The sequence below is a fragment of the Paenibacillus tyrphae genome (assembly GCF_027925525.1).
Lineage (GTDB): Bacteria > Bacillota > Bacilli > Paenibacillales > NBRC-103111 > Paenibacillus_G > Paenibacillus_G tyrfis_B.
Genome location: NZ_BSDJ01000030.1, coordinates 32,536 through 45,897, shown reverse-complemented (window position 1 = coordinate 45,897; position 13,362 = coordinate 32,536). Strand labels below are relative to the sequence as shown.

11 protein-coding genes and 1 pseudogene are annotated in these 13,362 nt (G+C 56.7%); 9 read left to right on the top strand and 3 right to left on the bottom strand.

Annotated elements, in window-relative coordinates; all coding sequences use genetic code 11:
- Positions 1-13 precede the first annotated feature (13 nt).
- On the bottom strand, positions 14-1,768 hold the full coding sequence (locus QMG93_RS27215) for a sensor histidine kinase (RefSeq protein WP_281942143.1): 1,755 nt from the start codon (positions 1,766-1,768) through the stop codon (positions 14-16).
- A complete protein-coding gene (locus tag QMG93_RS27210; RefSeq protein WP_281942141.1) occupies positions 1,765-2,481 on the bottom strand; it encodes a response regulator transcription factor in 717 nt (238 codons plus the stop codon). Before QMG93_RS27210 ends, QMG93_RS27215 begins: the two co-directional genes overlap by 4 nt.
- A gap of 135 nt (positions 2,482-2,616) precedes the next feature.
- Here QMG93_RS27210 and QMG93_RS27205 point away from each other — a divergent pair, with 135 nt between their 5' ends.
- The 3 genes from QMG93_RS27205 (at position 2,617) to rpoN (ending at position 5,927) form a co-directional block, all read left to right on the top strand.
- Positions 2,617-3,816, top strand: a complete 1,200-nt coding sequence (locus tag QMG93_RS27205) for a DUF418 domain-containing protein (RefSeq protein ID WP_281942139.1) — start codon at positions 2,617-2,619, stop codon at positions 3,814-3,816.
- Positions 3,817-4,028: 212 nt separating this feature from the next.
- Positions 4,029-4,532, top strand: coding sequence for a DUF2179 domain-containing protein (locus tag QMG93_RS27200; protein ID WP_281942137.1), 504 nt, complete (start codon positions 4,029-4,031; stop codon positions 4,530-4,532).
- 93 nt (positions 4,533-4,625) lie between these two features.
- Positions 4,626-5,927: an RNA polymerase factor sigma-54 gene (rpoN, locus tag QMG93_RS27195; RefSeq protein ID WP_281942135.1), complete on the top strand. Its 1,302-nt coding sequence runs from the start codon at positions 4,626-4,628 to the stop codon at positions 5,925-5,927.
- Positions 5,928-5,952: 25 nt separating this feature from the next.
- Here the strand turns inward: rpoN and QMG93_RS27190 are convergent, their stop codons facing one another.
- A complete protein-coding gene (locus tag QMG93_RS27190) occupies positions 5,953-7,335 on the bottom strand; it encodes a sigma-54 interaction domain-containing protein (protein WP_281942133.1) in 1,383 nt (460 codons plus the stop codon).
- Positions 7,336-7,666: 331 nt separating this feature from the next.
- Here QMG93_RS27190 and QMG93_RS27185 point away from each other — a divergent pair, with 331 nt between their 5' ends.
- The 6 genes and pseudogenes from QMG93_RS27185 to QMG93_RS27160 all read left to right on the top strand — a co-directional run bounded on the left by QMG93_RS27185 (position 7,667) and on the right by QMG93_RS27160 (position 13,358).
- The gene (locus QMG93_RS27185) at positions 7,667-8,734 is read left to right on the top strand and encodes an aromatic ring-hydroxylating oxygenase subunit alpha (protein ID WP_281942131.1); all 1,068 of its coding nucleotides are present in this window, start codon (positions 7,667-7,669) and stop codon (positions 8,732-8,734) included.
- A gap of 117 nt (positions 8,735-8,851) precedes the next feature.
- Positions 8,852-9,604: pseudogene (locus QMG93_RS27180) on the top strand (ABC transporter ATP-binding protein); the annotation flags it as partial.
- 70 nt (positions 9,605-9,674) lie between these two features.
- Positions 9,675-10,316: an ABC transporter permease gene (locus QMG93_RS27175; protein ID WP_281942127.1), complete on the top strand. Its 642-nt coding sequence runs from the start codon at positions 9,675-9,677 to the stop codon at positions 10,314-10,316.
- Positions 10,317-10,338: 22 nt separating this feature from the next.
- Positions 10,339-11,232: an osmoprotectant ABC transporter substrate-binding protein gene (locus tag QMG93_RS27170; RefSeq protein WP_281942124.1), complete on the top strand. Its 894-nt coding sequence runs from the start codon at positions 10,339-10,341 to the stop codon at positions 11,230-11,232.
- Between the two features lie 15 nt (positions 11,233-11,247).
- The gene (locus tag QMG93_RS27165) at positions 11,248-11,904 is read left to right on the top strand and encodes an ABC transporter permease (protein WP_281942122.1); all 657 of its coding nucleotides are present in this window, start codon (positions 11,248-11,250) and stop codon (positions 11,902-11,904) included.
- 17 nt (positions 11,905-11,921) lie between these two features.
- Positions 11,922-13,358, top strand: a complete 1,437-nt coding sequence (locus tag QMG93_RS27160; protein WP_281942120.1) for an aldehyde dehydrogenase family protein — start codon at positions 11,922-11,924, stop codon at positions 13,356-13,358.
- Positions 13,359-13,362 lie beyond the last annotated feature (4 nt).

The following is a 13,362-nucleotide window of genomic DNA, read 5'->3' as shown; positions in this document are numbered from 1 at the left end:
CCTCCTCTTCGTATCAAGCCTCCGGGCGTTCCACGAGTGGAAGCCGCACCTGGACGATCGTCCCCTCGCCCACCCGGGATGTTACTTCAATACGGCCTTGATGGGCCGTCACAATCGCCTTGGCGATGCTCATACCGAGCCCTGCGCCGTCCGTCTTCTCCTCCGTATTCGTCCCGCGGTAGTACCTGTCGAACAGATTGCGCATCGTCTCTTCGTCCATGCCTGCGCCGTTGTCTTCCACTCCAATCCAAGCATCCGCACCCTCGCTTCCGGTACGAACGGTAATAAGCGTCCCCGGTGGGTTATGCTTCACCGCGTTGGAGATCAGGTTATCCAGCATACGCTGAAACCACTTCGGGTTCGCGCGCACCGTGAATGCCTGTTCCTCCTCGCATTCGAAGGAGAAGGATACGTCCCCGATCGTCACGTCGTTCACATATCGGAGAACGATGCGGCGCACGAACTCGTTCAGCTCGACATCCTCAAGCAGGAAAGGGACCGCATTGTTTTTCAACTGAAAGGTCAGGGAGAAATCTTGGAGCAGGCCAACCATGTAATCGCCCTTTTCCCGAATCGTCTTGCCCATCTCGCGAAGCTCCTGCTCGGCCCACTCAAACGTCCCGCTTTCCAGCAGGTGTCCGTACCCCTGAATCGTAGAGAGCGGCGTCCGCAGATCGTGAGAAATGCCGGTCATCCATTCTTCCCGCGTCTTCTCCAGGCGGCTGCGCTCCCGCTCCGAAGCTTCCAGTCGTGCCGCCATCTCGTAGAAGCCTGCGATCACTTCTTTGTACAGCCGGTAGCGCAGACGGATACGGCCGTTCTTGCGGAACACCTTCTTCCGGTCTTTTTCCGTAAGCGCTTCCTGATAGCGGCCCTGTCCCATCCGCTCGAACCAATCGACGAACAGCAGCAGCGGCTGGCCGTACCGGTAACCGTGCCATACCGAGAAGACGAAGGTCAGCAGCAGCACCACGCCTCCCGTGATGACTAGCGTCAGAATGACTTCATGAAGAATCGGCTGACTGGCAAAAGGCGGCCCTGCCTTGGCCTTATGCAAAATCCATGTATACCCGGAGGAAGAGTCGTAATAAAACGACATCTCGGACGGGTAAAGGCCCGGTTCCGCCCGCATCGCGATCAGCTCCAGCGGCCGGTAAGGCTCCTTGCGTGCCGAATCGCCGACCGATTGCACGATGGCGCCGGACGCGTCGATAATTTGCACATAAGCGTTTTCGGACGCCAACTGCCGCGTCAGCTCCTGGAGCGCCTCCTGCCGGACCCGTCCCGCTTCTCCATAGGCGCGAATCCACGCTTCCAGCTTCGCGGGCCCTAGGTCCTCCGTCCCGAGCATATATAGAAGCGGCTTGCTTCCCGCGCCGCTAAACTTCGTTCCGACACGGAACGAATCGAAGCGCCCGTTCTCCTCGATTTGCAGCAGCTCGGCGGTCTCGTACGACGCCGGGAGCCGCTTCGGGGCATTGATGGAGCCGATGACCTTTCCTTCTGCGTCTACGACCTGCAGCCAGTAGCCCCGCTCCGTAAGCTGATCGGTCCAGTGTGAAGGAATCGTCACGCTTTCCTCGTTCTCGACCGTTTCCGTAATGATGGTGTCCAGAGCCCCGACGGGAAACGTCTTTTTCAAATCCTGGTTAGTTAAGAATCGGATGACCAGCAGCAGAACGACAATCAGGGTGACCAGCACGAACATCCACAAGAAAAAAAACTGCACGGTAAAGTGCGCGGCAAGCCTTCGCCTCACCTTGCTCATCGGTCCTGCTCCTTGAGCAGCTTGTAACCGAGCCCGCGAACGGTAACCAGATGCTTGGGATCGCCCGGATCGGACTCGATGCGCTCGCGAATTTTACGAATATGGACCATCACCGTATTGTCGTCGCCCATGCCGTCGATGCCCCATACGGCTTCGTACAGCTGCGCTTTGGAGAACACGATATTTGGATGCTTGCACAGATACAGCAGGAGCTGATAAGCCTGCGCAGGACAGGAAACCGTCTCTCCGTTCACCGTCAGCTCCCCTGCCTGCTCGTCGAGCACGAACCGCCCGAAGTCGTAGCGGCTCCGGGAGTCCTCCGTCTCCCGCGGTGAAGATCCCGGCTTGTTCCGGCGCAGCCTGGCTTTAATCCGGGCCGCAATTTCGAGCGGATTGAACGGCTTGGTCACATAATCGTCGCCGCCGGTCGCGAAGCCGGTCAGCACGTCCAGATCCGACGTCCGGGCGGTCAAAAAAATAATATGCGCATCGGATATCTGCCTGATTTTCGGACATAATTCGAACCCGGTCTGATCGGGCAGCATAACGTCCAGCACAATAATGTCCGCTCCGTGCCGCTCCAGCAGCCGCAGCCCTTCCTGCGCCGTTCCCGCCGTGTAAATATGGCGGAAGCCTTCTTTTTGCAGCACCATCTGGATCAAATGAATGATGGATGATTCGTCGTCTATAATTAAAATTTTTGGATTTAGCATCGTATCCCTCCATCCTTATTGTACCAGAGGCATCTTAATTCCGGCTAAATTTCCGCGCGGGCGTTAAGCAAACGTTAAGGATAGCTTTCACCGGACTTTAGCCGGCGGTGCTATACTCGATTCGAGGTGATATCGTTGCTAGAAGGGAAAAACAGATTGCACGTCATTGACGGGCTGCGGGGATTCAGCTTGCTTGGTATTTTAATGGCCAATATGCTTATCTTCCAATACGGAATCTGGGGGAAGGACGAGCTGCAGTTTTTCGCGTTGTCCCCGGCGGATACCGTCGTACATAAGCTCGTCAAAATTTTCGTCGAGGGGAGCTTTATGCCGATCTTTACGTTTCTGTTCGGGTTCGGCATGATCAAGATGAAGGAGAGCATGGAAGCGAAGGGCCTGAAAGCCGGGAGGCATCTCGTTCGCCGGTTTCTGATGCTGCTCGGCTTCGGCATCCTGCATTCCACCTTTTTGTGGGAAGGCGACATTTTAGCTTTTTACGGAATCATGGGCTTTTTTCTGCTGATATTTATGAACCGGAAAGCGAAGACGCTGCTGATCTGGGGAACGATTCTGCTGTGCCTGTTCGGTCTTCTTGGGCTTGCGCCCGAGGCTCCCGACGACCCGGCCGCGAAGCAGGACAAGGCGCGCATGGAGCAGTACGTGAAGGACACGAACCATATCTACGGAACCGGCACGTATGAGCAAATCAAGCATCACCGGCAGACGGCGGACCCGTTCGGGATGAATGGCTACATGATCTTTTTCATGCTGCTGCTCGCCCCGTTGTTTACCGGGCCGATGTTTCTGTTCGGGATGTACGCCGCCAAGAAGCAGTGGTTCGTGGACCCGGGTGGCGAGCGGAGCGCTTATTTGAGGGGGATGCTGATTTTCCTGCCGACGGGACTGCTGCTGAAATCGCTGAAGCCCCTGTTTCCGGAGCTCGGCTGGGCGGGAATTGGCGAGATGCTTGGCGGCAGCATCCTGGCGCTCGGATACATTTTCGGCTTTGCCCTGCTCTGCTCGGCTGCGAAAAAGTCGCCTTGGCTGCGGCGGTTCGAAGCGGTCGGCAAGCTCTCGATGACGAACTATTTGATGCAGTCGGTGATCTGCACGTCGATTTTTTACGGATACGGTCTCGGCCTGTTCGGCAAGCTCGGCGTCGCGGTCGGCTGCGGACTGGCGGTCGCCGTTTATTTGATGCAGCTCTTCGCGAGCGCTTGGTACGTGAAACGGTTTTCGTTCGGACCGATGGAGCGGCTGCTGCGCATGTGGACGTACTTCTCCTTCGCCGGGAAGCCGAAGCCGCGCATACAGCAGCCAACCGTGTCCTCCTAGATCTGAACGCGAGAAAGATGGGTCCCCCCGCCGCATTGGGGCGAGCCCATCTTTTTATTTTTCGCCATACCGAAGCATCCACTCGTCGATCGTGGATAAACTAATAAACGGCCTCCTCTATCTTCCAGATCGATCTGACACCCCGCTCCGTGTTCATTGGCACTATTTTTGCTTGAACCCAGTTGAACAACTATGCGAAAGAAGGGATTCTCATGATTTATGTGCTGATGGCCGTCGTTCAGATTGCTTATGTCGCACTCAACTCCTTCCGTGTCGTCCTGATGATCAAGGGAAAAAAATATTTGGCTTCCGCTATCAGCACGCTCGAAATTTTCATCTATATTTCCGGGTTGTCACTGGTGCTGAATTACACGGAGTCTTCGCTCGGGTTGATCGTATACAGCGTCAGCTTCGGCGCGGGCATTCTGCTCGGGATGTATATCGAGCAAAAAATCGCGCTCGGCTACATCGCGCTGCAGGTCGTGTCGGAATATGGCCGCGATTTGGCGCCGCCGCTGCGGGCCAAGGGCTACGGCGTCACCGTCTGGGCGGGCGAAGGGGCGCAGGGCATGCGCAGCCTGTATCTGATCGTCGCCAAGCGTAAAGAATACAGTGCGCTGCGGCGGACGATCCTTGAGCTTGATCCGAAGGCGTTCCTGTTTTCCTATGAGCCGATGCAATTTTCAGGCGGGTATTGGGCCAAAAAACTCGAATAAAGCGGATAGGGAAAAAATTACGCTAAAACTTTCACCCGCAGGTGCTGTATAATAGATCACACATACGAATTATTTACGAAGCGGGTGATCCGAATGTCATTGCGTCCCTCTCTAACCCAAGTGCAGACGTTGAAGGTTCATTTGACACCGCAGCTTAGACAATCCATTCAACTGTTGCAGCTGTCTGCCACGGAATTATCGGAATATTTACAGGAGCAAGCGGTGGAAAATCCGGTCCTCGACATCGAGTGGCTCCCCCCGTCGCGAAGCCGGACCGCCGGGTCCGATACAACGCGGCAGGACCATGCGCTGAACAACATCGGCGGGCAGGCTCCGACGCTGGAGCAAATGCTGCTCGGCGAGCTTCGCCTGATCGGTCTGCCCGAGCCGACACACCGGATCGCATGTTATTTGGCAGGCAATTTGAATGAAAACGGTTATGTCACGATCTCGCCGGAAGAAGCGGGCGAAGTATTCGGCGTCTCCGCCGACGAGGTTTTGGAAGCGCTTTACAGACTGCAAGAGGCCGCCCCGGCAGGCATCGGCGCGCGAAATTTGCAGGAGTGTCTGCTGCTGCAAATTCGCAGAGACCCCGGCGCGCACCCTTGGGCGGAGCCGCTCGTCAGCCGTCATCTGGCCGATCTCGGCGCCGGACGGCACAAGACCATTGCGGATAAGCTCGGCATTCCGCTGGACGATGTCATGCAAGCGCTCGCTTATATCCGCAGCCTGCATCCCCGTCCGGGCCTGCTGTACGGCAGCACGCACGCCGCCTATGTCGAACCGGACGCTTACATCGAATGCGTGCGGGGGCAGCTCGTGATACGGATGAGCGAGGCTCATTTGCCGCGTCTCTCGCTGAACACGTCCTATCGGCAGATGCTGGCCGACAGCATCTGTAAAGATACGAAAAGCTACTTGCGCCAGCACGAGCAGGCCGCGCAGTGGCTGATCCGCAGCGTGGAGCAGCGGAAACGGACGCTCTACCGCGTCATTGAATGCATCGTCTCGGAGCAGGCGGCGTTCTTCACGGAAGGTATCGACCGGCTGAAGCCGATGAACCTGAAGGCGGTAGCGGAAAGGCTGGAGCTTCACGAGTCGACGGTGAGCCGCGCCGTACAGCACAAGGTCGTTCAGACGCCGCAGGGATTTTTCGAGCTGAGCTATTTTTTCTCGGCGGGGCTGCAGACGGAGGAAGGCGACGCGGCATCGGCCGCGAGCGTCAAGGCGAAGATCAAGCTGCTGATCGAGCAAGAGGATAAACGCACCCCGTTGTCCGACCAGAAGATTACCGATCTGCTCGTGCGGGAAGGGATTCGGATTTCGCGGCGGACGGTGATGAAATACCGGGAGGAGATGCACCTCTTGTCCTCCCGGCTGCGGACGCAGGCCTGAACGGCCCGGGGTATATGGCATCGCATTAGTGCGGCGGCTCGCCTGAGGAGCCGCCGTACTTGCGGATCAGGCGTGCAGCCTTCGTTTGGCTGATCTGCAAATGCTCGGCCACTCTGCGCGTACTCCCCAGCTTCTGGTACGCGGCCGTGACAAGCTGCTTTTCGACCTCCGCCAGCGCATCGTCCAGCGCCGCAGGCAGCGAAGCGGACGGCGTTCTGGCCTTCGTATGCTGGAGCATGTGCTCCGGCAAGTCCGACGCTTCAATGACGGAATCGGTCGTGACGACCAGCTTCTCGATCAGATTTTCCAGCTGCCTTAGATTGCCCGGCCAGGAGTAAGCGGAGAAAATGTCCAGCGTCGCCTGCGAAATCAGTTGGTTGACGCCGTACTGCTTGTTGAATTTGTGCAGAAAATAATACGTCAGCGGAATAATGTCCTTCGTACGTTCGCGCAGCGGCGGAATTTTGATATCGATCACGTTGAGCCGATAGTACAGATCTTCCCGGAACTGCCGGTTTTGCACCATGTCGTACAAGTTCCGGTTGGTGGCCGCAATGATGCGGATGTCCACCTTTTTCGTCTCCCGGCCGCCGACCGGAATGAACTCATGGTCCTGGATCACCTGCAGCAGCTTCGCCTGGATTTTCGGCGAGATTTCCCCGACCTCGTCGAGAAACAGCGTGCCGTTATTTGCCGATTCGATCAGGCCGACCTTGCCTGTTTTGCTCGCGCCGGTGAACGCGCCCTGCGCATAGCCGAACAGCTCCGATTCGAGCAGCTCCTCCGGAATCGCCGCGCAGTTGATCGTAAGCAGCGGACCTTTTTTGCGGCGGCTCATTTTATGAATATATTTTGCAAGGACGCTCTTGCCCGTACCGGATTCGCCTTGAATCAGCACGGTCGAATCGACGCTTGCGATCTTTTTGCAAAATTTGATGACGCTCTCCATCTTCTCACTGTTCGTTATTAAGTTTGCTTCCGGCGCATCCGGATCGGCGGGTTGTCCCGTCTGAGCGTCCTTGATCTCCAGGCTCTTGTAATTTTGCAGCTCCTTGGAGTTGATGACGACCAGCTCGATGTCGCCCGCCTGGTTCAGAATCGGCACCGCCGTCGTGATCAGTTCACCGCCGAGGTACGTCGTTTGCTTCATCGTGACCGTCTTCTTCCGCTCGAATACGGGAGGAATAATGGAAGGCGTCCAATACCCTTCCTCGAACAGCTCCATCGTATTGCGGCCGATCACCTCGGCCGGCTTGAGTCCGTAATGCCGCTCACAGGCATGATTGACATAGACGATGCGCTGGCTGCCGTCGACGACGAAGATTTCATCCGAAGAGTTGTCCAATATTTTTTGCAGCGTGTCATGGCTGATCTGAATCGGTTCGATGGGCTGCGTCGGGTTTGACATTCGGCGTTCTCCTCCATTCGATTCGATTTTAATGAGTCAAAAATAACTCATTTGAGTCAAAAACGACTCAAAATTACGGCAGTTCTCACGAGGGACGGCAGGATTTCCCCTATTCCCGGGCTTTTTGCGGTTGGCACGGAACTTGCTATAACTATAAACGAAAGCGAAATGCCGGCAGCGACTTGAACGGAAGCCCGGCGATCGCTGGAGGCGGTACGGGTATATTATATCACCGCCGTTTTGAAAGCGCTATCTTGTAAGCGCATGCAAGTTCCGCCAAGGCCGGATGCCACGGCACAAAATCACGGACATTCGAAAGGGGCTATCTGACATGACACTGCAGAAATCGACGGTTTCCCACACGGGCGCTTTGCCTACGCTGCCTTATTACTTATACACGGACCCCCGCATTTTGGAGCTGGAGAAAGAAAAAATATTTTCGAAGGCATGGAATTACGTCGGACATACGAGCCAGGTGGCGAAGCCCGGCGATTACTTCACCTGTGAGGCTGCGGGCGAACCGATTATCGTCGTCCGCGACCAGGACGGTACGCTGCGCGCCTTCTATAACGTCTGTCCGCACCGGGCCACGAAGCTGGAGAAGGAAGCGGCCGGACATAAAAAGATTTTGCAGTGCTCCTACCACGGCTGGACGTTCCAATTGAACGGTCAGCTTCATAAGGCCCCGAATTTCAAAGAATCGGACGATTTCTGCAGCGGGGCCCACTGCTTGAAGTCCGTGCGGGTGGAGACGCAAGCTTCGCTCATCTTCGTCAATCTGGACGAGAACGCAGCGCCGCTGGCCGAAACCTATGCCGACTTTTTCGAAGACATCGGACAGTTCGGATTTCTCGGCAAGCTGAAGAAGCACGAGGTGAAACAGCGGATCATCAAATGCAACTGGAAGGCGTTCATCGATAATTTCTTAGAGTGCGACCACTGTCCGATTGCCCATCCCGGCTTCGTGGCGACGCTGGACATGAGCAAATACAACATCATCAACGGTCCGTACTGCAACATTCAAGGCTCGTCGGTCAAGCAAAGCCGCAGTGATTACGACGACGCCGAAGTGAAGGAAGGCCGCTTCTACTGGATATGGCCGAACGTGATGTATACGGTCTATCCGGGGCCGGGCAACCTGTCTGCGATCCAGATGTTCCCGGTCGACCACGAGACGACGCTCGGCGTCTACACCGTATTTCTTGAAGGCGACGAGCCGACGGAGAAGCAAAAGGAGCTGCTCGCCTTCACCGATCAAGTGCGCAAGGAAGACGTGGAGATTGTCGAACTGGAGCAGATCGGCTTCAAGTCCCGCGCGTTCAGTCAAGGCATCTGCTCCCCGACGGAGCATGGCGTGCATCATTTTGCGCAGCTGGTGCGGGAAGCCTTGGACCTGTAAAGGAGCGTTCGCCGAAAACGAAGCTTATGCTTACGAAGTAGTTTTGCTCCGCAAAACTTAGCCTATGCTTACGAAGTAGTTTTGCTTCGCAAAACTTTGAGGAGGGAGAGACATCGAATGATTGCTTTCAAAAACGTGTCCAAAACGTACAACGGCCACCAGATCATCAAGCAGTTGGACCTTAAAATACACGGCGGCGAATTGTTCGTCATGATCGGTCCAAGCGGCTGCGGTAAAACGACGACCATGAAGATGATTAACCGGCTCATCGAGCCAACCTCCGGCACGATCGAGATTAACGGCCAGGACATCTCCAAGCAGGACCCGGTCGAGCTCCGGCGCGGCATCGGCTACGTCATCCAACAGATCGGCCTGTTCCCGCATATGACGATCGGACAAAACGTGGCGCTCGTCCCGAAGCTGAAAAAGATGGACCCCGCCGCCTACGAGAAAAAGGTCGACGAGCTGCTCGACATGGTCGGGCTCGACCCGAAGGTGTACAAGAACCGTTACCCCGCTCAGCTCAGCGGCGGGCAGCAGCAGCGGGTCGGCGTCATCCGGGCCTTGGCGGCCGATCCGCCGATCATCCTGATGGACGAGCCATTCAGCGCGCTCGATCCGATCAGCCGCGAGCAGCTGCAGGACGAATTCGTCCGGCTGCAGAAAGCGATCCACAAGACGATCGTCTTCGTTACCCACGATATGGACGAGGCGCTCAAGATCGCGGACCGCATCTGTCTGATGCAGGGCGGCGGCGTCGTGCAGCTCGGAGAGCCTGCGGACATTTTGCACCGTCCTGCCAGTGATTTTGTAACCGATTTCATCGGCCCGAAGCGGTTAAAAACGCCGATTCAAAGCACCAATCTTCCACCGCAGCCCAGCCACGACGTCATCCAGTTTCAGCCAGGAATGTCCTGACAAAAAAAGGGGGACGGCAAGCATGAACGAGTTTCTCGCCTTTGTTTCCGAGCGATACGCCGATATTTTGGCGGTCATCTGGCAGCACCTGTATATCTCCGCAATAGCGGTAGGCGCCGGCTTTCTCGTGACCGTACCGCTCGGTATCCTGCTGACCCGCAAGGAGAAAGCAAGCCATTACGTCATCGGCGTCGTGAACGTCATTCAGACCATTCCGAGCCTTGCGCTGCTCGGTTTCATGATTCCGCTCATCGGCATCGGCACGTTTCCCGCCATTATGGCGCTGTTCCTGTATTCGATCCTGCCGATGCTCCAGAACACGTATACGGGTATCCGGGAAGTCAATCCGGCTACCAAAGAAGCCGCAAGAGGCATGGGCATGACCGACCTGCAAATTTTGTTCCAAGTCGAGCTTCCGCTCGCCATCTCTGTCATTATGGGAGGATTTCGGACAGCTGCGATTTACACGATCAGCTGGGCGACGCTTGCTTCGCTGATCGGCGGAGGCGGGATCGGGTATCTGGTGTTCACCGGGCTTACGAACTCCAATCAGGACATGCTCGTTGCCGGCGCTATGTCGGCCGCTATTCTCGCCGTGCTTGCGGATTTTATCACCAAACGTTTCCAACACCTGTGTACGCCCAAAGGGTTGCGCAAGCCTTAAAACTCATATGGGGGGATTCATCATGAAAAAGACGATGGGGCTTTTGCTGGCGCTGACGTTAACGGCCGGGCTGTTTGCAGGCTGTTCTTCCAAAGAAACGATCAAAATCGGCTCGCAATCGACCTCCGAGCAGATGATCATTGCGAATATGATCAAGCTGATGATGGAGGACCGGAAGCTGCAGGCGGATATCGTGACGGGGCTAGGCTCCACGCCGGTGATCGTCAATGCGATGAAAAGCAACGAAATCCAGATTTCGGCCGTCCGCTACGTCGGCACGGACCTCACAGGTACGCTCGGCGTGAAGGAATTGCCTGCGGACAGCGCTGCCGCCCTCGCCATGGTGCAGAAGGGCATTCAGGAGAAATTCGATCAAACGTGGTTCCCCTCCTACGGCTTTGAGAACACGTACGTGTTCACCGTGAGGCAGGATTTGGCCGACCAATGGAAGCTGAACAAAGTATCCGACGTCGCTTCCCATGCCAAAGAAATGCGTCTGGGCACCGACAACGCCTGGCTGGAGCGGACGCTTGACGGCTACCCGGCCTTCAAGAAAGCGTACGGCCTCGAATTCGGCAAAACATCCCCGATGGAGATCGGACTTGTCTACAAGGCCGTCAGCAACAAAGACGTGGATATCGTGCTCGCGTACTCGACCGATGCGCGGCTCAAGGAATACAATCTGAAAACGCTGGAGGACGACAAAAAGTTTTTCCCGCCGTACCAAGCCTCCCCCGTCGTCCGCAACGATACGTTGAAGAAGCATCCCGAAATCAAGGAAATCATGGACAAGCTCGCGGGGCAGATCGATACGAAAACGATGACCGAGCTCAACTATCAGGCCGACGTGAAAAAGGTGGAGCCGGAGCAAGTCGCCAAGGATTTCCTGAAGCAAAAAGGATTACTGAAATCGTAAGGAGCGTGAAGCCTCATGCAAACGTTCGCCGGCGTGTTCGAGATGATGGCAAGAGACTGGGATAAGCTCCTGAAACTGACGCTGGAGCATCTGTATATGAGCCTGAGCGGCGTACTGCTGGCTGCTGCCATCGGCGTCCCGCTTGCCGTCTTCATGACGCGCAACCGCACAATCGCCCAAACGATTCAAGTATTCGTCAACATGGTGCAGACCATCCCTTCGATCGCACTGCTGCTTATCGTCATGATCTTTTTCGGTCTGGGCTATACGACTGCCATCATCGCGCTGATCTGTTATTCGTTTCTGCCGATTATTCAGAATACGTACGAAGGGCTGCGCAACGTGGACCCGCACCTGATCGAGGCCGGCAAAGGAATGGGCATGACCGACCTGCAACTGCTCGTCAAAGTGAAGTTCCCGCTGGCGATGCCGGTCATGATGGCCGGATTCCGGGTCGCCACCGTGATCTCTATCGGGGTGGCGACGATCGCCACCTTCGTTGGCGCGGGCGGTCTCGGCGAGATGATCTACCGCGGCATCGCGACGACCGACGACGTCAAAGTTCTGGCCGGCTCCATCCCCGCGGCGCTGCTGGCCGTCAGTATCGATTTCCTGCTGCGGTGGATTGAGAAAAAAACAGGCTGTAACCTGCACAAAGCCAAATCACACTAACGAACGGGGGTTTCGCTATGCAAACGGCAACCGCAAAACAAAAGCTGTTCATCGGAGGACAATGGGTGGAAACGGAACACGTTCACCCCATCTACAATAAATATACGGGCGAGCTGTTCTCGCAGGTCTGCAAAGCCGGCGAGCGAGAGGTATCCTTGGCCGTTGAGTCGGCGGAGCGCGCCTTTCGCGAGGTGCCGTTTACGCCGGAATACCGCTATACCGTGCTCTCCAAAGTATCCGCTCTGCTGCGGGAGCAAGCGGACGAGATTGCCCGGATCATCGCACAGGAAGGCGGCAAGCCGATTACCGACGCCAAGGTGGAGGTCATCCGCTCGGCCAACACGTTCCTGCTCGCTGCTGAAGAAGCGAAGCATCTGAAGGGTGACATCGTCCCGACGCAGGCTACACCCGGTGTCGGCAACCGCTTTATCTATACGATCAAGAAGCCGGTCGGCGTTATCTGCGCGATTACGCCGTTCAACTTCCCGCTCAATCTGGTGTCGCACAAGGTCGCCCCTGCGCTGGCTGCGGGCAACCCGATCGTGATCAAGCCCGCTTCGGATACCGCAGCGGTTGCGCTCAAGCTGTGCGAGCTGCTGGAGCAGGCGGGTGTGCCAGCCGGGTACGTCCAATGCGTCGTCGGCGACGGCTCCACGGTCGGCGAGCAGCTGCTGCACGATCAGCGGATTACGTACTACACGTTCACCGGCTCCCCCGGCGTCGGCAAGCATATCAAGCAGACGATCGGCCTGCGAAAAGCGACGCTGGAGCTCGGCTCCAACTCGGCGACCATCGTCCACGAGGACGGCAATGTAGCGAAGGCCGCCGAGCGGCTGGCCAAGATGGCATTCGCTCATGCCGGGCAAATCTGCATCTCCGTGCAGCGCATTTTTGTCCATAAGGACGTGGCCCAGCCGTTCATGAAGGCGTTTCTCGGCCATGTGGAGAAGCTCAAGGTCGGCGACCCACTTGATCCCGCTACGGACGTCGGGCCGATGATCAGCGAGAAGGAAGCGCAGCGCATCGAGGCGTGGGTCAACGAAGCGGTGCGGGAAGGCGCCAACGTCTTAACCGGGGGAACGCGCCAAGGCAGTTTGTTCCAGCCGACGGTCATCACGAACGCCTCCAAAGGCATGAAGGTCGTCGACGAAGAAGTGTTCGCTCCCGTCGTCACGGTGACGACATTCGATACGATCGAGGAAGCGACCCGTCTGGTCAACGACTCCAAGTACGGGCTGCAAGCAGGCATTTACACAAGCAACCTCTCCTTGTCTTATCAAATTCCGCATCTGCTCGAAGTGGGCGGCGTCATTATCAACGATACCTGCTGCTTCCGCGCGGACCAAATGCCGTACGGCGGCGTCAAGGAAAGCGGCATCGGACGGGAAGGTCCTGCCTACGCTATCGAGGAAATGCTCGAAACCGTAACCGTCGTCGTCAATCTGGACGAATAGCCGC

Bases quoted from the DNA above. Each gene is read 5' to 3' on its own strand.
- QMG93_RS27160 (WP_281942120.1), top strand. From the start codon at position 11,922: ATGCAAACGGCAACCGCAAAACAAAAGCTGTTCATCGGAGGACAATGG.
- QMG93_RS27165 (WP_281942122.1), top strand. From the start codon at position 11,248: ATGCAAACGTTCGCCGGCGTGTTCGAGATGATGGCAAGAGACTGGGAT.
- rpoN (WP_281942135.1), top strand. From the start codon at position 4,626: ATGTCATTGCGTCCCTCTCTAACCCAAGTGCAGACGTTGAAGGTTCAT.
- QMG93_RS27190 (WP_281942133.1), bottom strand. From the start codon at position 7,335: ATGTCAAACCCGACGCAGCCCATCGAACCGATTCAGATCAGCCATGAC.
- QMG93_RS27175 (WP_281942127.1), top strand. From the start codon at position 9,675: ATGAACGAGTTTCTCGCCTTTGTTTCCGAGCGATACGCCGATATTTTG.
- QMG93_RS27185 (WP_281942131.1), top strand. From the start codon at position 7,667: ATGACACTGCAGAAATCGACGGTTTCCCACACGGGCGCTTTGCCTACG.
- QMG93_RS27210 (WP_281942141.1), bottom strand. From the start codon at position 2,481: ATGCTAAATCCAAAAATTTTAATTATAGACGACGAATCATCCATCATT.
- QMG93_RS27215 (WP_281942143.1), bottom strand. From the start codon at position 1,768: ATGAGCAAGGTGAGGCGAAGGCTTGCCGCGCACTTTACCGTGCAGTTT.
- QMG93_RS27170 (WP_281942124.1), top strand. From the start codon at position 10,339: ATGAAAAAGACGATGGGGCTTTTGCTGGCGCTGACGTTAACGGCCGGG.
- QMG93_RS27200 (WP_281942137.1), top strand. From the start codon at position 4,029: ATGATTTATGTGCTGATGGCCGTCGTTCAGATTGCTTATGTCGCACTC.